The organism is Streptosporangium sp. NPDC000396, from assembly GCF_042898655.1.
Taxonomy (GTDB): domain Bacteria; phylum Actinomycetota; class Actinomycetes; order Streptosporangiales; family Streptosporangiaceae; genus Streptosporangium.
Genome location: NZ_JBIAZA010000009.1, coordinates 113,289 through 140,183 on the forward strand (window position 1 = coordinate 113,289; position 26,895 = coordinate 140,183).

25 protein-coding genes are annotated in these 26,895 nt (G+C 70.9%); 15 read left to right on the forward strand and 10 right to left on the reverse strand.

Annotation, left to right across the window (positions count from 1 at the left end; all coding sequences use genetic code 11):
- Window positions 1-90: 90 nt before the first annotated feature.
- From ACFY2X_RS16485 to ACFY2X_RS16510, 6 genes are all read left to right on the forward strand, one after another.
- A complete protein-coding gene (locus ACFY2X_RS16485) occupies window positions 91-1,410 on the forward strand; it encodes an ABC transporter substrate-binding protein (protein WP_389938835.1) in 1,320 nt (439 codons plus the stop codon).
- Complete coding sequence (locus ACFY2X_RS16490; RefSeq protein WP_389938838.1) at window positions 1,407-2,321, forward strand: carbohydrate ABC transporter permease; 915 nt, start codon at window positions 1,407-1,409, stop codon at window positions 2,319-2,321. Before ACFY2X_RS16485 ends, ACFY2X_RS16490 begins: the two co-directional genes overlap by 4 nt.
- Window positions 2,318-3,127, forward strand: coding sequence for a carbohydrate ABC transporter permease (locus tag ACFY2X_RS16495; protein ID WP_389938841.1), 810 nt, complete (start codon window positions 2,318-2,320; stop codon window positions 3,125-3,127). The genes ACFY2X_RS16490 and ACFY2X_RS16495 overlap by 4 nt, the downstream gene beginning before the upstream one ends.
- Window positions 3,124-4,896 carry a glycoside hydrolase family 36 protein gene (locus ACFY2X_RS16500; RefSeq protein WP_389938844.1) on the forward strand — a complete coding sequence of 591 codons (1,773 nt, stop codon included), beginning with the start codon at window positions 3,124-3,126 and terminating at the stop codon, window positions 4,894-4,896. The genes ACFY2X_RS16495 and ACFY2X_RS16500 overlap by 4 nt, the downstream gene beginning before the upstream one ends.
- Window positions 4,897-5,931, forward strand: a complete 1,035-nt coding sequence (locus tag ACFY2X_RS16505; RefSeq protein ID WP_389938847.1) for a LacI family DNA-binding transcriptional regulator — start codon at window positions 4,897-4,899, stop codon at window positions 5,929-5,931.
- Window positions 5,932-6,026: 95 nt separating this feature from the next.
- Complete coding sequence (locus ACFY2X_RS16510) at window positions 6,027-6,524, forward strand: hypothetical protein (RefSeq protein WP_389938850.1); 498 nt, start codon at window positions 6,027-6,029, stop codon at window positions 6,522-6,524.
- A 175-nt stretch (window positions 6,525-6,699) separates the two neighbouring features.
- Here ACFY2X_RS16510 and ACFY2X_RS16515 read toward each other — a convergent pair whose 3' ends face one another.
- Window positions 6,700-7,197, reverse strand: a complete 498-nt coding sequence (locus ACFY2X_RS16515) for a ribosomal protein L7/L12 (RefSeq protein WP_389938853.1) — start codon at window positions 7,195-7,197, stop codon at window positions 6,700-6,702.
- Window positions 7,198-7,430: 233 nt separating this feature from the next.
- Here ACFY2X_RS16515 and ACFY2X_RS16520 point away from each other — a divergent pair, with 233 nt between their 5' ends.
- Together ACFY2X_RS16520 and ACFY2X_RS16525 are read left to right on the forward strand one after the other, a co-directional pair.
- Window positions 7,431-8,501, forward strand: a complete 1,071-nt coding sequence (locus ACFY2X_RS16520; RefSeq protein ID WP_389938856.1) for a tyrosine-type recombinase/integrase — start codon at window positions 7,431-7,433, stop codon at window positions 8,499-8,501.
- 185 nt (window positions 8,502-8,686) lie between these two features.
- Entirely contained in the window at window positions 8,687-9,940 is a 1,254-nt protein-coding gene (locus tag ACFY2X_RS16525; RefSeq protein ID WP_389938859.1) for a serine hydrolase domain-containing protein, read from the forward strand.
- Here ACFY2X_RS16525 and ACFY2X_RS16530 read toward each other — a convergent pair.
- The gene (locus ACFY2X_RS16530; protein ID WP_389938862.1) at window positions 9,928-13,152 is read right to left on the reverse strand and encodes a BTAD domain-containing putative transcriptional regulator; all 3,225 of its coding nucleotides are present in this window, start codon (window positions 13,150-13,152) and stop codon (window positions 9,928-9,930) included. The genes ACFY2X_RS16525 and ACFY2X_RS16530 overlap by 13 nt on opposite strands.
- A gap of 80 nt (window positions 13,153-13,232) precedes the next feature.
- A complete protein-coding gene (locus ACFY2X_RS16535; protein ID WP_389938864.1) occupies window positions 13,233-13,487 on the reverse strand; it encodes a helix-turn-helix domain-containing protein in 255 nt (84 codons plus the stop codon).
- Between the two features lie 65 nt (window positions 13,488-13,552).
- On the opposite strand from ACFY2X_RS16535, the gene ACFY2X_RS16540 reads away from it, so the two are divergent.
- Window positions 13,553-13,867: a M24 family metallopeptidase gene (locus ACFY2X_RS16540; RefSeq protein ID WP_389938867.1), complete on the forward strand. Its 315-nt coding sequence runs from the start codon at window positions 13,553-13,555 to the stop codon at window positions 13,865-13,867.
- On the opposite strand, the gene ACFY2X_RS16545 is transcribed toward ACFY2X_RS16540, so the two are convergent.
- Window positions 13,830-14,624: a MerR family transcriptional regulator gene (locus tag ACFY2X_RS16545; RefSeq protein ID WP_389938870.1), complete on the reverse strand. Its 795-nt coding sequence runs from the start codon at window positions 14,622-14,624 to the stop codon at window positions 13,830-13,832. The genes ACFY2X_RS16540 and ACFY2X_RS16545 overlap by 38 nt on opposite strands.
- Before the next feature lie 10 nt (window positions 14,625-14,634).
- Between ACFY2X_RS16545 and ACFY2X_RS16550 the strand changes: the two genes are divergently transcribed.
- The 6 genes from ACFY2X_RS16550 (at window position 14,635) to ACFY2X_RS16575 (ending at window position 20,785) form a co-directional block, all read left to right on the forward strand.
- Complete coding sequence (locus ACFY2X_RS16550; RefSeq protein WP_389938873.1) at window positions 14,635-15,318, forward strand: alpha-ketoglutarate-dependent dioxygenase AlkB family protein; 684 nt, start codon at window positions 14,635-14,637, stop codon at window positions 15,316-15,318.
- Between the two features lie 136 nt (window positions 15,319-15,454).
- On the forward strand, window positions 15,455-15,664 hold the full coding sequence (locus tag ACFY2X_RS16555; protein WP_389938876.1) for a phospholipase domain-containing protein: 210 nt from the start codon (window positions 15,455-15,457) through the stop codon (window positions 15,662-15,664).
- A gap of 90 nt (window positions 15,665-15,754) precedes the next feature.
- Window positions 15,755-17,314, forward strand: a complete 1,560-nt coding sequence (locus ACFY2X_RS16560; RefSeq protein WP_389938879.1) for a PHP domain-containing protein — start codon at window positions 15,755-15,757, stop codon at window positions 17,312-17,314.
- A 644-nt stretch (window positions 17,315-17,958) separates the two neighbouring features.
- A complete protein-coding gene (locus tag ACFY2X_RS16565; RefSeq protein ID WP_389938882.1) occupies window positions 17,959-18,918 on the forward strand; it encodes a GNAT family N-acetyltransferase in 960 nt (319 codons plus the stop codon).
- A gap of 256 nt (window positions 18,919-19,174) precedes the next feature.
- The gene (locus ACFY2X_RS16570) at window positions 19,175-19,936 is read left to right on the forward strand and encodes a MerR family transcriptional regulator (RefSeq protein ID WP_389938885.1); all 762 of its coding nucleotides are present in this window, start codon (window positions 19,175-19,177) and stop codon (window positions 19,934-19,936) included.
- A 123-nt stretch (window positions 19,937-20,059) separates the two neighbouring features.
- On the forward strand, window positions 20,060-20,785 hold the full coding sequence (locus ACFY2X_RS16575; protein WP_389938888.1) for a class I SAM-dependent methyltransferase: 726 nt from the start codon (window positions 20,060-20,062) through the stop codon (window positions 20,783-20,785).
- A 23-nt stretch (window positions 20,786-20,808) separates the two neighbouring features.
- Here ACFY2X_RS16575 and ACFY2X_RS16580 read toward each other — a convergent pair whose 3' ends face one another.
- The 6 genes from ACFY2X_RS16580 to ACFY2X_RS16605 are packed head-to-tail and all read right to left on the reverse strand — an operon-like array spanning window position 20,809 to window position 26,872.
- Window positions 20,809-21,834 carry an alpha/beta hydrolase gene (locus ACFY2X_RS16580; protein WP_389938891.1) on the reverse strand — a complete coding sequence of 342 codons (1,026 nt, stop codon included), beginning with the start codon at window positions 21,832-21,834 and terminating at the stop codon, window positions 20,809-20,811.
- Between the two features lie 10 nt (window positions 21,835-21,844).
- Window positions 21,845-22,909: an LLM class flavin-dependent oxidoreductase gene (locus ACFY2X_RS16585; RefSeq protein ID WP_389938893.1), complete on the reverse strand. Its 1,065-nt coding sequence runs from the start codon at window positions 22,907-22,909 to the stop codon at window positions 21,845-21,847.
- Window positions 22,910-22,932: 23 nt separating this feature from the next.
- Window positions 22,933-23,712 carry a CPBP family intramembrane glutamic endopeptidase gene (locus tag ACFY2X_RS16590; protein ID WP_389938896.1) on the reverse strand — a complete coding sequence of 260 codons (780 nt, stop codon included), beginning with the start codon at window positions 23,710-23,712 and terminating at the stop codon, window positions 22,933-22,935.
- The gene (locus ACFY2X_RS16595) at window positions 23,709-24,530 is read right to left on the reverse strand and encodes a CPBP family intramembrane glutamic endopeptidase (RefSeq protein ID WP_389938899.1); all 822 of its coding nucleotides are present in this window, start codon (window positions 24,528-24,530) and stop codon (window positions 23,709-23,711) included. Before ACFY2X_RS16595 ends, ACFY2X_RS16590 begins: the two co-directional genes overlap by 4 nt.
- A complete protein-coding gene (locus tag ACFY2X_RS16600) occupies window positions 24,508-25,854 on the reverse strand; it encodes a YcaO-like family protein (RefSeq protein ID WP_389938902.1) in 1,347 nt (448 codons plus the stop codon). Before ACFY2X_RS16600 ends, ACFY2X_RS16595 begins: the two co-directional genes overlap by 23 nt.
- A complete protein-coding gene (locus ACFY2X_RS16605) occupies window positions 25,847-26,872 on the reverse strand; it encodes a TOMM precursor leader peptide-binding protein (protein WP_389938905.1) in 1,026 nt (341 codons plus the stop codon). Before ACFY2X_RS16605 ends, ACFY2X_RS16600 begins: the two co-directional genes overlap by 8 nt.
- Between the last annotated feature and the right edge of the window lie 23 nt (window positions 26,873-26,895).

Sequence of the window (26,895 nt, forward strand, 5' to 3'; positions counted from 1 at the left end):
CGCCCATGCGAGATGGCAGGGAGCACCAGCAGAAATCACCTTGGTTCACTGCCGTCGGGGGCGGCGTTCATCCCTCGAAAGGAACAGGAAATGACCGACTTCACCATGAGCCGCCGCGACCTCATGCGGTTCGCGGCGGCGGGCGCCGTCATGCTCGGTGCGAGCGCGTGCGGCGCCGGGGAAGAGAAGGCTAGCGGCGGCCCCACGAAGATCACCGTCTGGAGCTGGACCACCGCGGCCGAGGCGCTGCGCGGCGTCGTGCCCGACTTCGAGCGGGACAACCCCGGCATCAAGGTCGACGTCCAGGACGTCGGCAACCCCGCGATCTGGGACAAGATCACGGTGGGCATGGCCGCGGGCGGCAAGGGGCTGGCGGACGTGCTCCACATCGGAGTGGACTACCTGCCCGGCTACATGGAGAAGTTCCCGGGCGGGCTCGCCAACCTGAGCAAGCTGGGAGCCGACAAGCACAAGGACGCCTTCTCCAAGGGCCTGTGGCCGACGGTCACCGGCAAGGACGGCGGCGCCTACGCGATGCCGTGGGAGGTCAACCCCCTCGGCCTGTTCTACCGGGACGACTACTTCGACAAGGCCGGGGTCGACCCGGAGTCCATCGCGACCTGGGCCGACCTGATCGAGGCGGGTAAGAAGATCAAGGCGTCCACCGGCGTCTTCCTGACCGGGCTGAACAAGCCGGGCACCAGTCCCGACATGGACCTGTTCCAGAACCTCATGCAGTTGCAGGGCGCCTTCTACTTCAACATGGAGGGCAAGGTCACGCTTGGTTCGCCGCAGGCCGTACAGGCGATGACGATCATCAAGCAGCTGAACGACGCGGGACTGCTCGCCGACACCGCGGGCGAGGGGACCTGGAAGCGGATGATGGGCGAGGGCAAGTTCGCCATCGCGCCCTTCCCCGCCTGGGCGGCGGAATACCTGGCCAGCAAGTTCCCCGACCAGAAGAGCAAGTGGCGGGTCATGGTGCCGCCCGCGGTCACCGCCGGAGGCAGCCGGTCCGCGATCGTCAACTCCACCTTCCTGTCGGTGGCCGGGAGCAGCAAGAACCAGGCCGCCGCGTGGAAGTTCGTGGAGTACGCGCTGACCAAGCCGGATGCGATGAACAAGATGTTCAAGGCCGGCGGCGTGTTCCCCGCGCTGACCGCCGCGCACAGCGCCCCCACCTACACCGAGGGCTGGCCCTTCTACGGTGACCAGCCGGTGCTGAAGACCTTCGTCGACGTGCTCAACCAGGGCGCGGACGCGACCAACTTCACCGGTGACTACGCCAAGGCGCTGAAGATCGCCTCCGACGCCCAGACCAAGGTACTGATCAAGGGCGGGGACCCGGCCGCCGTTCTCAAGGAGGCCGCCGGCCTGCTCGCCCAGCAGACGGGGCGGCAGCAGGCATGACGCTCCTGCTCGGCAGGACTTCCCCGGCGCGCGCCACCAGCGCGCGCCGGGGGCTGGTCACCCGCCGTAACATTCCTTACCTGCTGCTCCTGCCCGCGATACTCGGGTTCGGGATCTTCAAGGCCTACCCGATCGCCGCGTCGGCCTGGATCAGCCTCACCACGGGCGCGGGCGCGGCGCGCACCTTCACCGGCCTGGACAACTACACGCGGCTGCTGCAGGACCCGCTGTTCTGGACGGCGCTGCGCAACACGGCGCTGATCCTGGTCGTGCAGGTGCCGCTGATGCTGGGCCTGGCCCTGCTGCTCTCGCTCGGGCTGAACTCGGCCCTGGTCAAGGCCAGGGCGGTGTGGCGGCTCGGGGTGTTCATGCCCTCGCTCACCGGTCTGGTCGCCTACGGCGTGATGTTCTCGGTGATCCTCAACAAGGACGGCGGCCTGCTCAACTGGCTGCTCTCCTTCCTGGGCATCGACAAGGTCGACTGGCTGGGCAGCCCCATCTGGGCCAAGATCGGTATCGTGATCGCGCTGAACTGGCACTATGTCGGCTATTACGCGGTCATCTACCTGGCCGGGCTGCAGGGCATCCCCAAGGAGCTCTACGAGGCCGCGATGGTGGACGGCGCCGGGCCGGTCACCCGGTTCCGGCGGATCACCGTGCCCCAGCTGCGGCCGATCATCCTGCTCACCGTGGTGCTCTCCACGATCGGCACGCTCCAGCTCTTCGACGAGCCGCTCGTGCTCACCGGCGGTGGCCCCGACAACGCCACGCTCACGGTGACCATGTACCTCTACGTCAACGGCTTCACGTACTTCGATTTCGGTTACGCCTCCGCGATCGCCTACGCGCTGGCGCTCCTGGTCGCCCTGCTGGGCATGATCCAGGTCCGGTTGATGGGAGAGCGCCGGTGAAGCGCTGGACACTCACCTTCGCTCTGGCCGCGGCCTTCGGCCTGTGCGTGGGCCCCTTCTACTGGCTGGTGATGGCCGCCACCCATGAAGACAAGGACATCTTCACCTGGCCGCCGAAGTTCCTGCCCGGCGGCCACCTCTGGGACAACCTGACCGGGCTGGAGGAGTCGATCGGGCTCACCCGGGTGCTGCTCAACTCGGCCGTCGTGTCCACCCTGCAGACCGTCGGCGGCCTCATCGTCTCGGTCCTCGCCGGGTACGCCTTCGCCAAGTTCGACTTCCGCGGCAAGAACATCCTGTTCGTCATGCTGCTGGCCACGCTGGTCATCCCGATCCAGGTGCGGCTGATCCCGCTCTTCGAGATGATGCTGAACTTCGACCTGCTCGACAGCTATCCGGCGGTCATCCTGCCGAACCTGACCGTGCCGTTCGGGATCTTCCTCATGCGCCAGGCGTTGAGCGGCCTGCCCGACGAGCTGCTGGACGCGGCCCGGGTGGACGGCGCCGGGGAGTTGCGCATCATCTGGCGGGTCGTGGTCCCCGTCATGCGGCCGGTGCTCGCGGCGTTGACGATCTTCCTCTTCCTCTGGGCCTGGAACGACTTCGTCTGGCCGTTGATCGCGCTGCGCAGCGCGGAGATGCAGACCCTGCCGGTCGCCATGGCCACCCTGAACGGCCTGGCGAACACCGACTTCGGCCAGGTCCTGCTGGCGAGCACGATCTCGACGCTCCCGGTGATGATCCTGTTCCTCTTCTTCCAGCGACAGTTCATCTCCGGCCTGCTGGCCGGAGCCACGAAGGGATGACCATGCAGTTGTGGCAGCCGCACACTCCCGCTCCCGCGGAGGCGGCCAGCTCCACCACGGTCCAGGTCGGCGACGTCACCGTCGAGGTGGGTGCCACCCGGGAGGGCCTCGACGTCACGGTTACCACCGTCGCCGACGGGGTCTGGGTGCTCGAGGCCTCCGGGCCGGCGACCTTCCGCGCGGAATGGCGCGTTCCCGCCGTCGAGGTCACCGGGTTCTGGACCCCTGACAGCGGCGCGCAGCGGTGGCTGCCGCCGTCATGGCGCAAGCCGAAGACGACCTCGCTGGCGCTGGGCGCTCCGGTGGTCTCCCTGGTCGGTACGTCCGACGCCAACGTGTGCACCGTCGCCGTCGCCGAATCGGTCTCCCGGGTACGGCTCGGCGGCGGTCTCATCGAGGAGACCGGGGAATACCTGTTCACCGTGGAGCACGAGGGCGAGGCGTTCCGGCTCCGGATCGACCTGTCCAACAGGCTGTTCTCCGCCGCCCTGGCGGATGTGGCGACGTGGTGGGCCGAGGGCCAGGCTCTGCCCGACATGCCCGGCGCGGCCCGGCTGCCGGCCTATTCGACCTGGTACAGCCTGCACCAGGAGGTCGGCGAGGAGAATGTGGAGCTGCAGGCGCGCCTGGCCCGCGAGCTGGGCTGCGAGCTGATCATCGTGGACGACGGCTGGCAGACGGCCGACCGGAACCGGGGGTACGCCTACTGCGGCGACTGGGAGCCGAACCTGACGACGTTCCCCGACATGGCGTCACACGTCAAGCGGGTGCACGACCTCGGCATGGCCTACATGCTCTGGTACGCCATCCCCTTCGTCGGCAAGGAGAACGGCGCCTTCGCCAGGTTCGAGGACAAGCTCCTGCGCTACGCCGACCACATGGACGCCGGCGTCCTCGACCCCCGCTATCCCGATGTCCGGGCCTACGTGATCGACCGGCTGGCCCAGTCGGTCGAGCTCTGGGACATGGACGGCTTGAAGATCGACTTCGTCGACTGGTTCGCGGTGGAGGACGCGCCCCCGTTCAAGGAGGGCATGGACTGCGCCGAAACGAGCGAGGGCACCCGGCGGCTGCTGCACGAACTCGACGCGCGGCTGCGCCGTACCCGGCCCGACGTCATGATCGAACACCGGCAGCCCTACACGAGCCCGGGTCTGTGGCCGTACGCGAGCATGGTCCGGGCCGTCGACTGCCCGCTCAGCCCGCAGGAGAACCGGCAGCGCACGGTCGACCTGCGGCTGACCGCCGGGCCGCTCGCCGTGCACGCCGACATGATCATGTGGCACCCCGCCGAGCCTCCCGAGCAGGTCGCGGTTCACCTGATCAACGTGCTGTTCGCCGTACCGCAGATCTCGGTGGATCTGAGCGCGCAAAGCGCCGCGCAGCGGGAGGCCCTGGAGTTCTGGCTGGGCATCTTCCGTCACTACCTCAACACGCTGCAGCACGGGGTGTTCGAGCCCGCCAGACCCGAGATCGGATACCCGCTCGTGCGGGCCTACGATGATCAGACCATGGTCATCGCCCGCTACGCGCCCGTGCCGGTGGAGGTCCCCGCTTCCGGCTGGCGGGAGCTCCTGATCGCCAACGCCGATCCCGACTCCCGCGTGATCCTCCTCGGTCAGGAGGCCGAGGAGGTGCGGGCGACCGTGCACGACTGCCGGGGAGAGCTGGTCTCCGCGACGACGCTGCGCCTGGACACCGGGACGAGCCTGGTGACGGTGCCGATGGGCGGGTTGCTGAGACTGCACCGCCGTACCGAGGAGGAGTAAGTGGGAGGACACCGGCCGCGTGGCCGCGGAGTGACCATCGAGGACGTCGCCCGTGCGGCCGGTGTGTCCCGGCAGACCGTCTCCAACGCGCTCAACGCGCCCTACCGGCTGAAGCCGGAGACCCTGGACAGGGTCACCACCCTGATCGAGGAGATGGGTTACCGGCCCGACCAGTCGGCGCGCAGTCTCCGTTCGGGCACCCGGCGCATCATCGCCTACACCACGCCGGAGGACGATCCGGCCAACCCCAACCCGCTGATGGGCGGCTTCCTGGAGTCCCTCGTCGCGGCGGCCGGTGAGGTCGGCTACCGGATCCTGCTGGTACGGCCCCGCCCGGGCCAGGATCAGACGCAGGCGTTCGACGAGGTGATCGCCGCACGCACCGCGGACGGGTTCCTGCTGTCCGACGTGCTCCGCGACGACCCGAGGGTGGTCCACCTGGCGGAGCGGGGCTTCCCCTTCGCGGCGTTCGGCAGGACCGACGCCGCGCAGCCCCAGTCATGGGTGGACGTCGACACGGTGCAGGCGATGCTCGACCTGATCGGCCTGCTCGTCGCCCGCGGACACCGCAAGATCGCCTTTCTTGGGTCGGCTACCGGGCTGCCCTGGATGGACGACCGCCTGGAGGGGTTCCGCGCGGGCGTGCGCCGGTTCGGCCTCGACGCCTCCCCCACTCTGGAGATCGCCGCGCCCGATGACGACCCCGCCGAGATCACCGAGACCGCACGGCGGCTGCTCCGCGGCCGCCGGCCGTCCGCCGTGGTCGCCGCCAGTGATTGGCTGGCCATGGGCCTCTACGCGGCCGCGCGGCAGGAGGGCCTGACCGTCGGCACCGACCTGGCCGTCACCGGTTTCAACGATCTGCCCATCACCGCGTTCATGCAGCCCGCACTGACCACGGTACGGCTGCCGCTGCGCCGGATCGCCGACGCCCTGGTCAGCCGTCTGCTCCAGACCATCGACGACGGTGTGACCCCCCAGGCCGGGCTTCTGCTTCCCGGCGACCTCATCGTCCGCGACAGCATCGGCGGCTGAGAGCCGGGCCTGGGGAAATCCGCCCCGGGCCCGGCGGCGCCCAACTCGCCGAGCCCGCGTGAACTTCCCCAAGATTGTCGGTGCCGAGCCCTACGATGAGCCAACTCACGGAGGGATACTCGCTGATGCTGGATTCGCTGATTGTGCCGCTGCTGGTCACCACCGATCTGCCGCCGGATGCGGATCTGTCGGAATTCGGGGGTCTGCTGGCCGACACGGTGCGGACGCTGCGGCATGGCGAGACGACCTATGCGGGTTTTCTCCACGGAGGGGTGTTCTGGCTGGACCGGCCGCAGGCGCCTCCGCCCGACGGCGAGTCGCTCCCCTCGATGGCCGATGAGCTGCGGTTCGCCGCACTGATCGGCTACCTGTCGGCCTCCGGCTCGCGAGGATCGGCGAAGAATGTGGTCAGCGACGCGAGCGGGGCGATCACCGAGGCCGTCGCCGCCCGATACGGCGATCTGGGGAGCCCTCCCGCGGTCATGGCGATCCGGACCGAGGACGTGCGCGAGAGGACTCCCCCATCGGCGGTCTTCGTCAGGACCGCCGACGCCGTCGCCGAGCTGGTCGCGGTCACCCGCCCCTACATATGAACCGCTCGAATACATATGAACCGCTCGAAACCCCCGGCCCGCGCGAAGTCACTGAGGGGGCGGCCCCCTCCCCACGTCGGCGGCGTGCCCGATCGTCTCGTGGACGTCATCTCCGAAGCCAGGGGATGCCGGTTCGGGTGACCTGCCGCACCTCTCGTGAGGAGCCCCGGGGCGTCTACCCCTGAGTCGCCGTCTGAATGGATTCGACGAAGCGCTGGGCGTCGGGCTCGCTCATGCCGGTTTCGTCTCGGACGAGAAGCATCGCCTGTTCGGTACGGCCGGCCGTTTTGAGCTGGCGAACGCGAGTGGCCAGGTCGGCGCCATTCCCGGGTGAGACAGGTGCAAATGCTCTTCCGGCGGCGAGATCGTCGACGTATCTTTTGGCCTCTGCGAGACCAAGGCCCGTCTGTTCACGTACGAGCTTGATCGCGGGGATCATCTCCTGCGCGGCGGCCAAGGCCGCGACCTGCTGGTGAAGCTCCAGAGGGCTGAGCCGGGGCGCCGGCGTGCGCGGGCGGCGCCGTACCAGCAGAACCAGCCCGATGATCAGCAAGGCGAGTACGACCAGCAGGATGAATAACTCTGTAGATCCCAAACTCGGCATGAAACGATCGTATATCTCGGAGGTGGCGATCTCCGGTCTCTTCGTGCGCGACCCGGTCACCGGTTCCACGCGGGGGCACCGTGACCACCCCGCACGAGACGGCAGGCGGTCGGCGCGCTCATGGCGTCCGATCCGACGACGGCGACTTTTCACGCCCTGATCTCCACTCCGAGATGAACGTCCACGGCCAGGCAATAGCGACATAGCGAACAAAGGCCCCAGACAGATCGCCGAGGCGGGGTTGTTGTCGGCGCCGACCGGTACGGTCGGGAGATCGCCGAGGAAGGGAGCCCCTGAAAGCCATGCGGCCAGCGGATCTGAACCGTCTCACCGTCCAGGAGTCTGCCGATCGCTACGTGGAGTTGATCCGGGCGAAGACCTTGACGGGGGCGTTGTCGCCGGCGACGGCGGAGGTCTACGCGCGGGATGTGATCACGTTCGTGCGGCTGGCGGGCGAGGAGAGGATCCTGGACGATCTGACCGGCGAGGATGTGGATGCGATCTTGCTGGCGTTCGCGCGCAAGCCCGACGGGCGAAGGGCCGCACCGGACGGAGGGGTGCAGTCGGCCTCGTCACAGACGCGGTTCCGCAGGTCGATCTCGGCGTTGTTCAAGCATGCGGCGCTGGTGGGCTGGGTGCAGGTCAATCCGATGACGCTGGCGACGGTGACTGCCAAGGAGCGCGGGGGGCTGCGCCCCGAACGGCGGGCGCTGACGCGCGAGCAGGCTCAGGGGCTGATCGGTGCGGCGCGTGATCTCAGTGACGGTCACGGCGGGGACGCCGCGGGCGGTCCGGGCAGCTCGGGAGGCCCGGCGCCGGACGCCGGGCGCGCCCAGCGGCGTGACCAGCGCACGGAGTTACGTGACGCGCTGATCGTGCTGCTGCTTTCGACGATGGGGCCCCGGGTGTCTGAGCTGGTGCGGGCGAACGTGGAGGATTTCTACACCAACGACGGGGTGCGTTACTGGCGGATCTTCGGCAAGGGCGGCAAGACGCGCGACGTGCCGCTGCCCGACGACGTCGCGGGCGTGCTGGAGACATATCTGGCGCGGGGCCGGGCGCAGACGGCCGACAAGGCGCTGCTGCTGTCATGGCGGGGAAAGCGGCTGGCACGGGGCGACGTCCAGGCGGTGATCGACCGGGTGCAACGGCGAGTGGATCCCGATCGGCGGCGCTCGGTGACTCCGCACGGCCTGCGGCACACCACCGCCACTCACCTGCTGGCCGACGCGGTGGACATGGACGCGGTACGGCGGGTGCTGGGTCACAGCGACCTGGCGACGCTGGGCCGCTACCGCGATGAGCTGCCCGGCGAGCTGGAAGTGGCGATGCGGGCCCATCCGCTGCTGCGCGGGCCGTCGGGGAACGGGTGACGCCCGGCCAGCGGTGGCGATGGTGTGCTGGGTCAGGGCGATACCGGTCAGGCGGCTGACAGCATGCTGAGTGCGGTTTGTGAGCGGCGGGTTGGAAGGTGAGGTCGTCCGCGTCACCTATCACCCGGAGGAACGGGTCAATGTCCCCATCAATGTCCCCACGTGTTTTTTCGTCGGATCGCGCGGTGCGGCCCCGGCGGCTGCGCACGGTCACGGTTTCGGCGCTGGCCATGAGCCTGACCGTGGCCGCGTCGTTCCCGGCTGCCGCCGCGGCCCCGCCGTCCGCTGCCCGGAGCGGCACCATGGCGCAGCGCGCTCAGCTACAGCAGCTGGCGCGGAGGCTGGTGGACGCCGGGGCGCCCGGCGTGATCGTGCGGGCCGACGACGGCCGCGGCCGGCCGGTCGAGATCGCCGAGCAGGCCCCCTGGACCAGACGGGATCACCTGCTCAAGGTGGGAGACGAGTTCCGGATGGGGTCCAGCACCAAGACCATGATGGCCACGCTCGTGCTGCAACTGGCCTCCGAGGGCAGGCTCGCCCTGACCGACCCGGTGGAGAAGTGGCTGCCGGGCAAGGTGCCCAACGGCAAGGCGATCACGTTGCGCATGCTGCTGAACCACACCAGCGGCCTGTTCGACTACACCAAGGACACCGCGATCCAGCCGTCGATCCTCGGCGCAGACCGGCGGCGGTGGACCTCGGCGAAACTGCTCGCCGTGGGGGTGAAGCACGATCCGCTGTTCGCGCCGGGCACGAAATGGTCATACAGCAACACCGGCTACGCCGCGATCGGCGCCGTCCTGGAGCAGGTCACCGGGGCGGGCCTGGCCGATCTGGTCCGGGACCGGATCGCCCGGCCGCTCAACCTCAAGCACACCTACTACGCCACGGACTCCACCTGGCGCGGCCCTCATGCCCACGGCTACGAACCGGATGCCGCCCACATGCCGCCGGGTGTGCCGGCCGAGTTCAGGCACTTCGCCGGGGCGCGTCACCACGGTCACGTGGACGTCTCCGGCAACGACCCCGGGTGGGGCGGGGCGGCCGGGGCGGTGGTGTCCACCACGCAGGACTGGTCCCGGTTCCACACCGCGTTGATGTCCGGCAAGCTGCTGCCCGCCGCCCAGCTGGCGCAGATGCGCACCACCGTGCCGGTGGACTCGCAGCAGCCGGACGGGCCCGGCTACGGGCTGGGCGTCCAGACCGGTGCCACCCCGTGCGGCACGTTCTGGGGTCACGACGGCGGCATCCCCGGCTATCTCACCGCCAACGTCACCGACCGCACCGGCAGCCGCACGGCGACCATCCTCATCTCGACGGAGTCCTGGGCCGAGTTCGAGACCGACCCGAAGATCGCCAAGGCCGCCCAGGCGCTCCAGACCGCCGTGATCTGCACCATGTTCGGCAAGCCCGTGCCGGCCGCGGCTCACCCCGGCTGATCGGCGCGGCCGTACCCGGGCGCGGTGATGATCGCGGACACCAGGTCTTCGGCCTCGGCCCGCGGCATCGCCGCACCCGCGTCGTGCGCGGCCGCGAACCCGGCGGCGCCCAGGGCGGCCGTGGCCCGCTGTGTGATCATCCGCACGTCGGCGTCGCCGAGATCGTCCCAGCCCCGCAGCACCGTGGCGGCCCCGAGCAGCCGTCCCGCCCGCTCCGGCCGATCTCGGCACAGCTCGATCGCGGCGACCACGATCGCGATCGACGCCGCGACCGGCGTATGCCAGGTCAGCGTCAGGTGCACCGCCGGGTGGTCGAGCCGGCGTACCGCCTCGTCCGGGAAGCTCTCCGCGACGTCCACCTGGGCAAGCACGCACAGCAGCAACGCGGTCAGGTGCGGGGTCGACCGGCCGGGCGGCGCCTCGGCCAAGCCGGCCCGGGCGTGTTCGCGGGCCGGCCCCGGCCGCCCGGCCCGCCACTCCAGTTGCGCCAAGCCCAGGCGCACCTGAGCTTGCGACTCCGCCGACCCGGTCCGCTCGACCTGGTCGAGCAAGTCCGCCAGCTGCCGCCGCCCACCGTCCACGTCGCCGGTTCGAGCCTGGCGCAGTGCGGCCGCAACCTCGTTCTCCATCGTGTGCTCGGGCATGCCGAGTTCCCGGAAGTACCGGGTGGCCCGCTCGGCCAGTGCGGGCGCACCGGCCGGTTCGCCGGCCCGCTGCAACGCCGAGTTCAGGGTGCTCAGCGTGATCGCCAGGCCCCACCGCTCGCCGAGTTCCTCGAAGCCGGTCAGCGCGCGCGACAGCAGGTCCGTCGCCTCGGCGGCGTGCCCGGTGTTCATGGCCAGCACGCCTCGAACCAGCAGAGCCAACGACCGGCTCCACGGATCCGCCCGCTCGTCCGGGAAGCCGAACAGGTCCGGTGCGGCTCGATCGCGCCCCGAGCCAATGGCAAGCGCCAACCGGGCCATCTCCAGAACGGGGTGGGTGCCGGGGGCGACGCGCTCCAGCGCCTTCCTGATCCGGTCGAAGGCCGCTTCCGCCTCGTCCGGCCGGCTGACGGCCTCAGTGGTGGCGAGCGCGTGCGCGGCGACCACCAGTGCGCGTGCCCGCGGCTCGGTCGAGCCGCGGACCTGGAGCACCCGGCCGAGCAGGTCCAGCGACTCCGGCGGGTGGTCTCGCAGGAACCAGAACCAGCACAGCGCGACGCCGAACCGGACCGCCAGATCGGCGTCGCCGGACTCGGCCGCCCAGCGGATCGCGGCCGACAGGTTGTCCCGTTCTGCCGACAGGCGGGCCAGCCAGCGCAGTTGGTCGGACGTGCGCAGGTACGGGTCGGCGGTCTCGGCCAGCTGAAGGAAGAACCCGGCGTGCCGCCCGCGTATGACGTCGACCTCGTCACGCCGGGCCAGTTGCTCGAGGCCGTACTCCCGGATGGTCTCCAGCACGCGGTAGCGCGGCTCGACCGGGTCGGCGGGCTCCACCGGGTGCAGCAGGGACTTGTCGACCAACGCCGTCAGCAGCTCCCGGACGTCGCCCAACCGGCCGATCGCCTCCGCCGCGTCCTCGGTGAAGGTGCCGGGCACGACCGACAGCCGTTCCAGCAGCACTCGCTCGTCGGCTTCGAGCAGGTCCCAGCTCCAGGCCACCGCGGCGCTCAAGGTCCGGTGCCGCGGCAATGCGGTGCGGCTGCCCCCGGTGAGCAGCCGGAAGCGGTCGTCCAGCCGTGCCGCGACCACCTCGACCGGCAGGGCGCGCAACCGTGCCGCGGCCAGCTCGATCGCCAGCGGCAGGCCGTCCAGGCGGCGGCAGATCTCCACCGTCGCCGTCAGCGCGCTGCCTTCTGGAGCGAAGCCCGGCCGTACCGCGGCGGCCCGGTCGTGGAACAGCCGGACCGCCGAGCAGGCGCGGGCCCGCTCGGCCGTCGCCCCCGGTTCGGGCAGCTCCAGCGGGAGCACCGGGTGCAAGGTCTCGCCGTCGATCCGCAGGGATTCCCGGCTGGTAGCCAGCACCCGCAGCCTCGGGCACCGGCCGAGCAGGAACCCGGTGAGCGTCGCGGCGGCCTCGATCACGTGCTCGCAGTTGTCCAGCACCAGCACCAGGTCGTCGTCCGCGAGCATCTCGACCAGGTGGTCCAGGACCGCCTCCGGGGTGACGGGCCGCGGCGGCACGCCCTCTTCGCGCATCCGCAACAGGTCGAGCACCACACGGGGCACGTCGTCCGCGCCGACCGGGGCCAGCGGGACGAACCACACCCCGCCGGACGGCGTGAGCCGCCGGCCGATGGTGCTGGCCAGCCGGGTTTTGCCCGCTCCTCCGGGACCGACCAGGGTGACCAGCCGAACTCGACCGAGCAGGTCGGCCACGCGGCGGACGTCGTCGTCGCGGCCCACGAAGCTGGTGAGCGGGACGTCCAGGTTGCCGTGCGATCGGCGGGCCCGGGGAAGTTCACCGCGCAAAACCGCCAGGTGGGCCTCCTGGAGCTGCGGTCCGGGATCGCTGCCGAAACTGTCCGCCAGCAGGTCGCGGATCCGCTGGTAGGCGGCCAGCGCCTCGGCGCCGCGGCCGTTCAGCGCCAGGGCTCGGACCAGCTGGGCGTGCAGCCGTTCGCGCAACGGGTGCGCGGCGGCCAGCGATTCGAGCTCGGCGACCAGGTCGAGGTCGGCGCCCAGCGCGAGCTCGGCTTCGACCCGATCCTCCAGGGCGGCCAACCGGGCCCGCTCGAACCGTTCGGCCTCGGCGGCGGCGAACGGTGCCTCGCGCACGTCCGCCAAGGCGGGGCCGCGCCACAGACTCAGGGCCTCGCGCAGGGTGGCGGCAGCCTCGGCGGGCCGGGACTGCGCGTGTGAGCGCCGACCCGCGCGGGCCAGCCGCTCGAACCGGACGGCGTCGACCGCGTCCGGCTCGACGGCCAGCCGGTACCCGGCCGGGCCCGAGGTGAGCAGCCCGGGGTCGCCCAGGACATGCCGCAACCGGGACACCAGCGATTGCAGCGCGTGCAGGTGGTCGGCCGGTGCCGCCACCTCGCCCCACAGCGCCTCGACCAAGGTCGCCGGCCGGACGGCACGCCCGGCGTCCAGCACCAGCCGGGCCAGCAATGCCCGCAGCCGCGCGCCCCCGACCCGTGTCGGGCCGGTAGCGGTGTCCAGCGTCAGGGAACCGAGAATGCCGACGCACAGCCGGCTGCTATCGCAGCACGACTCGGTCGCGTTTGCCATGGCCAGGAGTCTGTCAGATAACGATGCATCATCTGACAATCAAGGTTCGAGCCCCTGGGGAAACGCTCCGGGCGGCGCTGTCAGGCGGCGCGCTCCGCGGAGACCACCTCGGCCAGAACGTCCAGGGATACGCCCAAGGTCTGGGCGAGCGCCGCGATGGTGAAGAAGGCCGGAGTCGGAATCCGGCCGGTTTCGATCTTGCGGAGGGTTTCGGCGGACATCCCGGCGGCGGACGCCACCTCGGCCATGCTGCGGGCGCCCCGCGCCTGGCGCAGGACCGCGCCCAGGCGGTGGCCTCGTTCGTGGTCGAGTTCGCTCAGCGGAGGTCGCACCATGCGCGAAATCCTAGCACTGTGATAACAATACCGGTATAAGTATTGGGAGGCCGAGGGCGTGTCACATGGTGGAGATCAAAACTGCGGCCGAGCTGGACGACATGCGTGAGGCCGGCCGTGTGGTGGCGGCCGCGCCGGCCGCCGTACGCGAGCACGCCGCGGTGGGGGTCAGCCTGCTCGAACTGGACGAGGCCGCCGCGGCGGTCATCTCCGGGGCGGGAGCGAAGTCGGCGTTCCTGGACTACAAGGCCGGCTTTGCGCCGACACCGTTCCCCGCGGTGATCTGCGCGTCGGTCAACGAGGTGGTCGTGCACGGCGTCCCGGACGGCCGGCGCGGAGAGTTCAAGGTGAGTCCTCCAGCCGGATCATCAGGCGCGTGACCAGCTCTTCGGGCGGCGTGGCCGCCGGATCGGACAGGTAGACCTCGCGAATCGGCCCGTACGGCGCGTAGCCACGCTCGGCGCACCAGGCCAGCAGCGCATGGGCGGTGAGGTTGATCTGGTCGTAGGGCCCCACGTGGGTGGCACAGGCGAAGACCCCGCCGGGCAGCAGGTCGAGCTGAGTTCCCGGCGGAGCCGGGCCGTCGATCACGGCGGCGACGGTGACGGTGATCGGCTCGCCCAGCTCGGCCGGGAACAACCCGATCAGCCGCACCTGGGTGTCGCGGGAGCCGTGCAGCGCGGCGAGCAGCCGGGCCACGCACGCGCTGGTGGCCCGGGCGATGTCCTGCGGGGAGGCCGCCACGTCCCGCGTCAGCGCCACCCGGTGGGCGTCTTCTTCGGCCAGGTGCACCTCCACCGCGGGCAGTCCGGCCAGAAGCAGCCGCTCCAGCGTGGCCAGGGTCCGGCGGCGGCGCGCGAGCTCGGCCTCCAGCTCGTCGCGGACCCGGCCCAGCGCCTGGTCGGCGGCTGTACCGGACAGCACCTCGCCGATCACGGCCAGCGGCACGTCCAGCGAGCGCAGCAACCCGATCGACAGCGCCTGCCGCGCCTGGGCGGCCTGGTAGTAGCGGTATCCGCTGGCGGGGTCGATCCAGGCAGGCTCCAGCAGGCCGAGGTCGGCGTAATGACGCAGCTGCTTGACGCTGAGCCGGCACAGCCGCGCGAACTGCCCGATGGGCAGCAGGTCATCGTTCACCCGCCCAAGCATGTCCTCTCCCACGAGGGGAGAGTCCACCGGTGTCCTAAGATCTGCGACCGTGGACGCGTTGCTGCCCCGCCAGCGGGCCGAGATCGCCCCCGGCGCGGTTCATGTTCCCGGCTGGCTGAGCGCCGTACAGCAGCGGGAGCTCGTGACCGCCTGCCGGGATCTGGCGCGCCCGCCCCATGGGATGGAGCGCGTCCGGCTGCCCGGCGGCGGGCTGATGTCGGTGCGAACACTGAGCCTGGGCCGCAGGTGGCGGCCGTACCGCTACACGGGCGAGCCGGTCAAGCCGCTGCCGGACCGGCTGGTGGAGCTGGGCCGGCTGGCGGTGGCCGAGACACTCGGCGGCCCCTACGACCCGGACGTCGCGCTGGTCAACTTCTACGACGATGCGGCGAAGATGGGCATGCACCAGGACAAGGACGAGCTCAGCGCGGCCCCGGTGGTCTCCTTGAGCCTGGGAGACGCGTGTGTGTTCCGGTTCGGCAACACCGAGACCCGCAGCAGGCCGTGGACGGACGTCAGGCTGGAGTCCGGTGACCTGTTCGTGTTCGGCGGGCCGTCGCGCAGGGCTTTTCACGGCGTAGTCCGGATCCTGCCCGGCACCGGCCCTCACGATCTGCTCAAGGGGCGGCTCAACATCACGTTGCGCGAGTCAGGACGGCAGCTCGCTCACAGGCTCCCGTAGCGGCCCGGCTGTCTGGCGGCCTTGAAACCGCGGTTCGGCACCCTCCCTGACTGCGGGTTCCGTCGCGGCCTGCGCGGCTCGTCCGGCGATCTCGTCGCGGCGGATCCGCGGACCATCACGCTGGAGATCGTGAACCTTGCCCGGCGGCCCGTTCACGTGCAGATCGCCGGTAACCCGCTCAACGTTCACCCAGATCAGCCTGAAGCCTCACAATCTGCTGCGAGGATGCCACGGCTGGTACGACCTGACGGTCATCTGCCCCGACGACCCTCTCTTCTCGCGCCGGCTCATGGGTCACATCCTGATGGGTCACATCGAGCACGGCGCACCCAGCATCTCCAAATGAAGTACCCCAGGAAGGTATGCCCCCATGTGCCGTGGTCATGGTCACTCTCACGATGTACCGGAAGGGACGGCCGCGTTCGCGGACCTTTCCGTGCCGGAGAGCGAGCTGTCCCCCAGCGACGTCAGCCGACGCCGTTTCCTGTTGAACAGCGGCCTGCTCGGCGCCGCCGCCCTCGGCGTGACCGCCCTGGGCGGGTTGGCGACCGCGCGCCCCGCGGCCGCCGCCACCGACGGCTCGCGCGGCTACCGGTGGCTCGCCGGTGATCACCACGTCCACACCCAGTACAGCTACGACGGCATGTACACCATCGAGCAGCAGGCCGCCGGCGCCATCAAGCATGGCCGCATGGACTGGCTGGTCATCACCGACCATGGGCACGCGGCGCACGAGAAGTTCGCGGTCGAGTCCACCTACGCCGACATCGCCGCGTCCCGCGCCAGGCATCCGGAGCTGCTGCTGTGGCAGGGCCTGGAGTGGAACGTCCCCGGCGGGGAGCACGCCACGGTGTTCTTCGACGGCGCCCGCGACGAGGTCCAGCTTCTGCGCGCGTTCGAGCGGCTCTTCGACTCCAGGATCAACGGCACCGGCGCGAGCACCCCGGCGAACGAGGCGAAGGCTCTGGAGGCGCTCGGCTGGCTCGACACCGCCCTGCGCGCAGGCTCGGCGAACTCCGCGCTGTTCTTGATCAACCACGTGATGCGGCGTGGCCGGTACTCCCCGCGCGATCTGCGCACCTACCGCGACGCCGCCCCGCACATCGCGGTCGGGATGGAGGGCGCGCCAGGCGCCCAGAACGAGCCCCGGGCCCGCTGCGACTTCAACAACACCGCCGACGCCAACTCCTGGCCCGGCTGGCGGCCCGAGCACTACCCGACCTACGGCGGCTTCGACTCCATGACCGGCATCCTCGGTGGCATGTGGGACTCGATGCTCGCCGAGGGCAAGGGCTGGTGGATCACCGCCAACTCCGACGGCCACTTCTACAACAACGACACGACCATCGAGCCCCCGCGGCCCGGTGACTGGTACGACCAGCACGGCAAGTATCCGGACCCGATCGACGGCGGCGTCCCGCAGCGGCACGCCGACTTCTGGCCCGGCCAGTTCAGCCGGACCGTCGTCGGCGCGACCTCGCGCAGCTACGGCGCGGTCATGGAGGCCATCAAGGCCGGTCGCGCCTGGGTGTCGATGGGCGGCCTCGTCGACGGCCTGCACGTCGACGCGCACGCCCCCGGCAACGCCCCGGTCACCCTCGGCGGCCGGCTGTCGGTACGGCGGGGCGACGACGTCACCGTCACCATCTCCGTCGACCTCGCCGGCCGCCCCAACGCCAACGACGACGTGCCCAAGCTGGCCCGCCTGGACCTGATCCGGGGCGCGGTCACGGGTCCCGCCACAGATCCCGACAGCTTCACCGCCCCGGACGTGCGCGTCGTCGAGTCGTTCACTCCGAACGGCAGAGGCCGGGTCGCCGAGTTCCACTACAGGTTCCGTGACGTCCGCGAGCCGTTCTACTTCCGGCTGCGCGGCACCGACGGCAAGCGCAGCGCTCCCGGCGGGATGGAGCCGGCCGCGGACACGGGACCCAACGAGAACCCGTGGAACGACCTCTGGTTCTACGCCAACCCGATCTTCGTGGACGTGTCGTGAACGCCCGGCCGGTCCCCTCTTGGCGCACCGACGCCGAGTAACACCAGCCAGGTCGAGGGCGGCCCCGCACACGGGCAGCACCGCACCGTCCACGGCGGCCGCCCCGAGACCGCTTCCTCGACGAGTGGAAGGCCGGGTCATTCGACCCGGCCGACCGGATCGACCCGTTCGCCCGCGCCGGTGCCCGCGACGACCCCTGGGCCAGCCCTCGTGGCTCACTGCCATTCACCGACGGCAGACTTCTGTCAGCTTCTCGGCCGTGAACGGGCCGAGCTTGCAGCTCCTCACCATCGATGGCTTCGATGGTTCAGGCCGCGTAAGGCAGCGTGACTCACTGCCCGGCATGGCCAGGCCATACCGCGTTGCGATGCCGATAGCAGATCACAGAGCCGTTCCCCGGCACGCGGGTGCGTTCAATCCCGTCACCGCGTCACCAACAGTAACAACAAAACCACGGAGAGGGAAATCATTCCTCTCGGGCATGAACGCCCGAGGTTCCCGGCTAGATGGCGCCGAAGATCAGACACGGGGCGGGACACTAATAGACAGCCATCTGAACTGCGAAAACTCGGGATTCAGTTCAGTCAATAGGCCACCTGAAAATGATGTTGCGGTCCCACTTCTCCTGCTGGAACAGTCTCGGCATGCGAACGCGTGCGGCGGCGACGAGCGATCTGGCGGCGTTGGTGAAGCTGTTTCAGGCGATCAACCTGGCCGAGATCGGGCGAGCGGAGACCGATGAGGCCGACATACGGCAGATCCTGACGGCACCGGGGCTCGACCTCCGCCGATACAGCCGCGTGCACGAGCACGATGGCCGGTTCCTCGGATTCGCCGCGCTCCATATCGCACCGCATGCCGGCCGGCTCCGCGCGCATCTGGCAGTGGCACCCACCGCCCCCGCCGACTTGGCTGACACGCTGTTGCAGCAGATCGAAACCTGGGCGCGGCGGCACCCACCGGTGGCAGGGAGAAACCATCAGATCATCACACTCTTCCAGCTGCCGCACACCCTCGCCGGGTCTCCGCTACGGCGTCACGGCTGGACCGTGGTTCGCCGCTACAGCCGCCTGATCATCGACTTGAACCGCGAGCGGCCCTTCCTCCCCGATCTCCCGCCCGGAACGCGGGTCCGAGTCGCCGCCTCAGACGACGACCGGCACCGCCTCCACATGGTGCTGGAAGACGCGCTGGCCGGGCACTGGAACCACCACCGCCGGACGTTCGAAGAATTCTGGACCAACCAGCGACAGCGGGACGGCCACGATCCTGGCCTGTGGTGGATCGCAGAGATCGACGGGGCCCCGGCAGCCGCGCTCATCGCACGCGCCCGACCCGATCGCGGCTGGATCGCCTGGCTCGGCACCCAGCGGCGTTTCCGTGGCCGAGGTCTGGGCCGTTTCCTCCTCCTCACCGCGTTCACCGAGCTGCGGGAACGCGGCTGCCCCATGGTCGGCGTCGACGTCGACAGCGCGAACGAGACCAACGCCCTGGGTGTTTATGAGGCGGTGGGCATGCGGGTCCTTGGCCAGGCCGACCAGTGGCAACGAGACATCGACCTCGGACGGCCCAGCCCCCAGACCGAGCACATCGCCCCGGGATGAGACCAAATATCGGTCTTCATCAGGGCCGACTACGAATCTTCGAACCGAGCTGACCAGGCTTTCAGCAACTCACGGGGCCGGCTGGCGGTCTTCGCCGTGGCAGGGCACAGGTCGCCTGGCGCGACTCCCGGGAGCGCGGCGGCCAGGCCGTACGGGTCACGCACGAGGGGGCAGGTGAGCGGAGGGGCGGTCCTCTACTTGACCCTCCCGTAACGGGAGGCCTCAGACTAGGTCACCGGAAGGAAAGGGGGCGGCCATGGGCTACTCGGTCGGCCAGGTGGCCCGGCTCGCCGGGGTGACGGTGCGCACGCTGCACCACTACGACGAGATCGGGCTGGTGTCGCCCGGGGAGCGGACCGCCTCGGGATACCGGCGCTACAGCGAGCCGGACATGCAACGGCTACAGCACGTGCTGTTCTACCGAGAGCTCGGCTTCCCCCTGGAGGAGATCGCGGTCATCCTCGACGAACCCGCCATCGACACGCTGACGCACCTGCGGCGTCAGCACGCGCTGCTCACCGAGCGCATCGGCCGGTTGCAGAGAATGGTCGCGGCTGTGGAACGCGCCATGGAGGCGAACATCATGGACATCTCGTTGACTCCCGAGGAGCGGTTTGAGGTCTTCGGGAACTTCACGCCCGAAGACTACGACGCCGAGGTGCGCGAACGCTGGGGTGACGGCGAGGCGTTCAGGCAGTCACGGCGCCGGATGGCCAAGATGACCAAGTCCGACTGGGGGCGGTTCAAGGCCGAGGCCGCCCAGACGGTGGAGGGGTTCGCCGAGGCGTTCGCCGAAGGCCTGCCGGCCGACGGCGAGCGGGCGATGGAGCTGGCCGAAGAACACCGGGCGCACATCACCCGCTGGTGTTACGACTGCTCCTACGCGATCCATCGCGGCCTGGGCGACATGTATGTGGCCGACCCCAGATTCGCGGCCAACTACGAATCGTCGGCCATCGGCCTGACCCGCTACATCCGCGACGCGATCCACGCCAACGCCGACCGCGCGGGCGCCTGAGACCGGGCTGCGGCCGCACGGGCGGAAATCGGCTGGCACGTAGTCCGGGAATCGGTCATAAGCCCAGGAAGCCGAAGATGTCGATCTCTGTACACGGAAGACGATCACCGGTAAGAACTAAACGTGACCGAGGCACGGGCGAGTTACGGTGTGGACGCCCCAATGGTGCTGGCGGGGCTGGCCCTTGGCGGAGTCGCGGAGTTGGGCGTCGCCGCCGCCTGCTTCGCCGCCGGCTGGACGATCCTGGCGGTGATCCTTCTGGTCGGCGGCCTCATGCTCGTGGCCGGGGCCGCCTTCTACGCCCACACCACCCTGCGCGGCAAGTTCCGGGTCTGGGACGCCGAGTTGGACGCACTCGGACTGGCCGGCGACGAGCGCGTCCTTGACCTCGGCTGTGGCCGCGGCCTGGTGCTGATCAAGGCCGCGGCGCGGGTCCCGGCCGGCCATGCCACAGGCGTCGACCTGTGGACGTCGGACCAGTCGGGCAACAGCCAGGACGCCGCCTTCGCCAACGCCCGCACCGAGGGTGTCGCCGGCCGGGTGGAACTGGTCACCGGCGACATGCGTGCCCTGCCCTTCGAGGACGGCACCTTCGACCTGGTGGTCTCCAGCCTGGCCGTCCACAACATCCCGGACGCGGACGGGCGCGCCAAGGCGGTCGCAGAGGCGCTGCGCGTGCTCAGGCCCGGCGGACGGCTGCGGCTGGCCGACTTCCGGCACACCGCCGACTACGCCACCGTGCTGCGCGAGCAGGGGGCCGTGGACGTCGAGGTGCGCGACCTCGGCTGGCGGTTCTGGTACGGCGGCCCGCACGCCCGCACGGCGTTGGTGGGCGCGAGGCGCCCCTGATCGCAGCGGGCCGCCCTTGATCACTACGGCAGCCCGGCCAGCCAGTCGCGGATCGCGGCGAACATCTGCGGGGCGTTGCGGTGGAGGTTGAGCGCGTGCCCGGCCCCGGCGAGCACGAAGGTCGACGGCGGAGCGCCCGGCGGGTAGAACCAGCTCTCCCAGGTCCTGACCGCGGCGGCGTCGGTGCACTGGAGGTATTGGCCGTTGCAGAACAGGTCGTCGTGCTCGCCGACCGCGAGGAACACCGGAGCGCGGACGGCGCCGGAGATCGCCGGGTCGCCGCCCTCGGCGAGCGTCGCCTGCTCGCCCGTCGTCATCGTCGACTTGGTCAGCTCGATGATCGACGGCATCGCCGACGAGACGCCGGCCGCGTCCAGGAACAGGCCGCCGCGAGTGCCCGCCCTGGTGGTGAGGTAGCCGGACGGGGGGTGGGTGAGCCGCAGCAGGGGGTCGGCGGCGGCGGGCACGATGGCCTGGTTGAGCGCGTCCAGCTTCGGCCCGACCGAGTGGACGAAGCCGGTGGCCACGATGGCGTCCAGATCGGCGTTCCGGGCGGCGTCGGTGATCAGCACACTCGAGCCGAAAGAGTGCCCGACGCCGACCACCCGCCGGTAGGCGATGCCGTCCACCGTTCCGGCCCGCAGCCGCCCCACCACGTCGTGGATGGTCTCGACCTCGCTGCTCAGGGTGGTCGCGTCGGCGGGCGGGCGACCGCTGCGCCCGGTGCCGGGCCGGTCGAGGGCGAGCACGGCGTAGCCGGCGGCGGTCATGGCGGTCGCGTACGGCCGGACGCCCGCCTCCGGCGGGGTGAACCAATACGCCTGGTCGAAGGTCGCGCCGGCCAGCAGCAGTTGGATCGTGGCAGGGGGCGAGCCGGCGGGCCGGCACAACGTCCCTTGGAGCGTGACGGGGTGGCCGGCCACGGTCACCGGCACCGATATCAGGCGGCAGCCGGCCCCGCTGCCCGCGGCGGCGGGCGTGACGGGCAGACCGGTGGCGGCCAGCGCCAGCCCGGCGGCGAGCGTCGCGAGGAATCTCGGGATCCGCATCGAACCTCCTTCAGGACCGGCCGGCGGGCAGCGCTGGCAGCACCTTGTCCAGGAACCGTTCCAGGCCTGCCACGGCTACCTCGCCGGGCACCGCCCCGAAGTCCATCTGCCAGAGGAACCCGTCGGCGCCGAGCGCCTCGGAGATCTCCTCGATCCGCTCGGCCACCGTCGCGGGCGCGCCGACGACGGCGCTGCCCATGGTGCGGAACGACACCGGGTCCAGCGCCCGGATCGCCCTGCTCATGCCGGTGTAGCCGCGGTAGTCGCCGGAGACGGCCGAGCCCCACGAGTCGGCGGCGGCCGCCCACACCTCCAGGTAGGCGCGCAGCAACGGGTCGGCGATCCGGCACGCCTCCTCGTCGGTGTCGCCGACGTAAAGCGGGAGACTCGCCGCCACGCGCGGCGGGTGCGGGTGCCCGGCGTCGGCGTGAGCCTCACGGTAGACGGCGATGTGGTCGCTCATCTCGGCGAGCGGCGTCAGGGCCGGGGTGACCAGCAGGTTGTACCCCTGCTCGCCGATCCAGGCGAAGCTGGAACGCGAGCGCACCGCCGCGATCCATACCGGCGGGTGCGGACGCTGCACCGGCCGCGGCAGCGTGGTCACATCCCGGAAGCCGAAGAACGGGGTGTCGACGCTGAGCCCCTCCTCGGTCCACAGCCGAAGCACAGTCTGCACGGTGGTGGTGAAGCGTTCCCTGCTGCCGTCCAGCGGCACCTGGAAGGCGGCGAACTCCTGCGGCAGGTAAGCGCGGGCGAAGCCGACGTCCAGCCGTCCCCCACTGACGGCGTCGACCATGGCCGTCTCGGAGGCGAGCTGGACGGGGTGGTGGAAGACGGGCAGCAGGCATCCGGTCATCAGCCGGATCCGGCTGGTCACCGTGGCCACCGCGGCCAGGAACGCGAGCGGGCTCGGGCAGTAGCCGCCGTAGGCCCCGAGGTAGTGCTCGGTCATCTTGACGTGGCTCATCCCTCCCTGGTCGGCCAGGCGGCTCAGCAGCAGCACGTCCCGGAAGTAGTCGTCAGGTCCCTTGGTCGCCGGCGCGCAGTCCGGCAGCAGCGACAGGCCGTGGAACATCGCGATTCCTTTCTCCGCGCGGCCTAGGCCACGGCGAACAGGAAGAAGGTGACGTGCGCCACCATCAGAGGGATCAACGCCGGGTAGTGCCAGTACAGGACGCTGTGCGTCACGCCCATCACGATCGCCCCGACAACGGGGAACATCGCCGCCCGCCAGGAGGACATCAGGAAGACCTGCATGACGGTGAACAGCAGGCAGGACAAGCCGATGGCGAGGAGCGGCCCGGCGTCGCGCAGCCAGGTCAGCATCAGCCCGCGGAAGACGACCTCCTCGCTGCCGACCTGTACGGCGGTGAGCATGACGGCCAGCGGCAAGGAGACGACCTCCATCGTCTTCAGGTGGTGCCGGATCCAGCCGCCCCGCGACAGCCCGAGCCACTGCCGCATCCGCTCCTGCCCGGCGGCGGTGGCGGGCAGCGCGCGCGCCGAGGCGTGGCGGCGTCCCCTCGCCTGCACCCCTTCAATCAGCACCCGGCAGAGCAGCGAGCCGAGGGCGACCTCGCCGACGCCGATCGCGGCGCCGAGCCCGATCAGGTCGGGCCGGTTCCAGCCGGTCGGCAGCCCGCCCACGTCGATGCCGGTGACCAGGGCGAGCAGGATCACGACCAGCACGTGGCTGGCTCCGGCCGCGGCCAGTTCCAGCACGCTGCCGCGCTCGCTGGCGTCCCAGCGGCCGGCGAAGGGCAGCAGGTGGGCGGCCCGGCGGCAGGCGGCGAACAGGGCCGTCTTGGCGTACTTGTAGTAGAGGAGAACCAGCGCCGCCAGCACGAGCGCGCGCAGCGGCCACGGCAGGGCGGTCACGCCGGCGCCCCCCACACCCCGCGCGCCGGCCCCCGCCGCACCACCGGCTCGCTGCGCCGGTACCGCCACACCCAGACGTTGAACGCGACGTGGGCGACGACGGCCGCCAGGATGTTGCCGGTGAGCAGCGTCGCCACGCACGCGCCGACCGCCAGCGGCGTCTTGGCCAGCACCTGCACCCAGCCGAAGAAGACATGGGAGCAGGCGAAGACGGCCGCCGTCACAGCGAGGGCCCCGGCCGCGAGCAGGGCGTCACCGGGCAGCAAGGCGAGCCGGGTGAGCACGCCGCGGAAGACCAGTTCCTCCCCCACAGCCACCGCGACCAGCAGCTCCGGCCGCACCCGCAAGTCGGCGCCCGTGGGCGCGTAGTCGTTGCGGGCGCGTACCAGACCGGTGCGGCGGCGCTCGGCAGTGCCGGCGCCGGAGGCCGCGAACCCGGCGGGCCGGGCCGCCGTCATCCGCGGCGGCCTGGGCCCGGCGGGGGCCGCTCGAGGCCCACGGCCGACCGTGGTGATCGCCCGGTCGGCTCTGACGACCGCCGCGCCGAGCGCGGCTCCCAGGACCGCACCCGCTGGCACCCCCCACCAGCCGGCCGGGTGCCCGGGCACCGGCACGACCACGGCGACCGGCCCGAGCAGCGCCCCGCCGGCGGCGACCAGCGTCCCCATGAGCAGCACGTGGACGCCGAGCAGCGGCAGCCGCCGCACCCAGGCCCAGCGGGTGTGCAGGTGGGCGACGAGCGTCAGGCAGGACAGCGACAGCAGCGCGAGCGCGGTCAGGGCGTACGCCCTGACGTCAGGGATAGGGGTGGGGGTCATGGCGGCGGAATCCTCCGTAGGCGGTGAACCGCTCATGGGCCGCGGCCGGGGCGCTGGGCAGCGGCAGCGTCACCAGGTCGGGGCACCAGAATCGCGCCACGACGAACCCCAGGTCGGCCACGTCGACCGTGGTGAGGTCTGCCGCATACAGGCGTTTGCCGGTGGCATGGAAGGCCCGCACCAACTCGCGCGCCCGAACGCCGGCCTGACGCTCGTCGTCGGGCGGCAGGTCGTCGGCGGCCGCGTCATCGCAGTCGGCGAAGCGCGCGTCCACCACCCGCGCGCCCTCCGGCGTGGCGGCGTAGGAGACGTTGGACTCCAGGTCGAAGATGTCGTCGGCCGCGGCAGGCCACTGCTCGAACCGTTGCTGGAGCGCCGACCAGGTGGCCAGCCCGCGTACACCCGCCGCCTCCAGCAACGCCCGGTACATGGCCCGCTCGAGCACCCCGTCGACGCCGAGGCCCACGGCGACGGCGGGCAGCCGGCCGTCCGGGCTGCGGATGAGGCAGGCGACGGTGAACCCGGGCAGGTCGGCGTTGGGCAGCAGATGGAACTCCGGCCGGTCGCCTCGGGGGTCGAAGGCGTTCTGCACGACCCGCTGCAGGGCGGCGGTACGCGACCCGGCGGCGATGCGGATCGACCGGCTGCCGCCGTACCAGTGGCTGAGCGCCGCGTCGATCTGCACCATCTCCTCCAGCGCGTTGAGCGCGGCCCGGTCGGGATCGGTGTGCGCGGCGGTGCCGGTGGACACGGCCGGGGCCAGCCACGGCTCGCCCCTGGTGTCCTGGACGACGTAGCCGACCAGCAGCAACTGGGCGGGCACCCAGCAGTCGCGGCCGTCGCCGAGCCGGGTGGCACGGATCCAGCCGAGCACGTCGCCGTCCCGGCGGGGGCGGAAGGGGAACCCGGGGCGGTCGTATTGTTCGGCGGTGTACGGCGCGGCCGGCCCGGCGTCGCAGGGCTCGCCGGCGGCGTGCAGTTCCTCGGCCGCGGCGTAGCGGATGGGAAAGCGCCCGCTCACCGGGGCCAGGTAGCCGCCGTACCGCTCCACCACCTCGCCGAGGGTGCGGATGTGCGACTCGAAGGGACGCAGCCCGTACCCGCCGATGTGGTAAGCGCCGATCTTGGGCGCCGGCAGGCCGCGCAGCACGTGCACTCCGGTCAGCTCGCCGCCGGCCACCATCAGCCGGGGCGCGCCCCGCTGGCGCTGCAGGAAGCCCATCGACGGCATCAGCCCGCACAGCGGAGAGTGCATGCGGGCCCGCAACCGCGCGGTGAACTGGTCGGGGGCCTCAACGAGCCGCGGCGTCATCACCTCAGGCATCGATCCACCGCCGCACGTCGAAGTACAGCTCGGTGGCCTCGCGCTCGACCACTGGCCCGCATGCCCGGCACCCCGGCAGCCGCAGCACCTCCGAGTAGGCGATCTCCATGGTGGGCACGTAGATCCCGAGCACCTTGCCCAGGGTCGTGGTGGACCCGGTGAGCGCAAGGTTGAGCGCCTCCAGGCCCACGTGCCCGGCCACCAGGGCGCGCAGGGCGTCCAGGGTGGGCGGCCGGCCGACCCTGATCGACTGGCGGACCAGAGCGTCCTTGTACCGCTGGTACCCGGCCGACTCGCGCAGGTTCATCAGCACCCGCGTCTCGAAGCAGGCGAAGCACGCCGAGGTGGGCGGGAAGAACGAGGGGCCGATCATCACCATCGGGCCGTCGACGGCAGCCTGGATCCACGGCGTGCGCAGCGCCAGCGCGACGCGGTTGAGCACCGAGAGCCGCAGGGGGTGCGGCTCCTCGGCGACGTGGACCAGCAGCTTGCCGCGCCACGGCTCGAACCGCTCCACGAACCGCTCGAAGGCCAGCCCGTCCTCCAGCTCGACCAGATCGGCTTCCAGCAGGGCCCGGTGCAGCGGGTCATCCTCGCCGGCGACCTCGACCCCGGCGGGCGCGCTGGGGTCGAGAACGCGAGCCGTCGCGTCGGCCAAGGCGGCGCCGCCCAGCACGACGACCGGCGGGGCGGGTGTCTCGGCGACGTAGGCGCCGGTGCTCTCGATGTAGGCGTCCAGCGCGGTCTCCGGGCCTCGTGCGATCACCCCGAGTTGGTCGAGGTGGTCCACCAGGGCCTCGATCTCGGCCCGGGTGACGCCGTTGGCCTTGGCCACCTCGGCGCGGCCGGTGCTGCCGTCGAGCCCGCTGAGCAGGCCGTACAGGCGGCCGGTGCGGGCGTGGTCGGTCAGGGTGTAAGAGCGGACGTTCCAGACGCCGTGGCGGAGCTCCACCGTGTCCGCGTCGTGCGCGACGACGCTGAAGGAGGGTTTGATCCGGATGTTCTTGCTCTGTTGCATGCCGTTCCTTCCTGGTGGGAGCC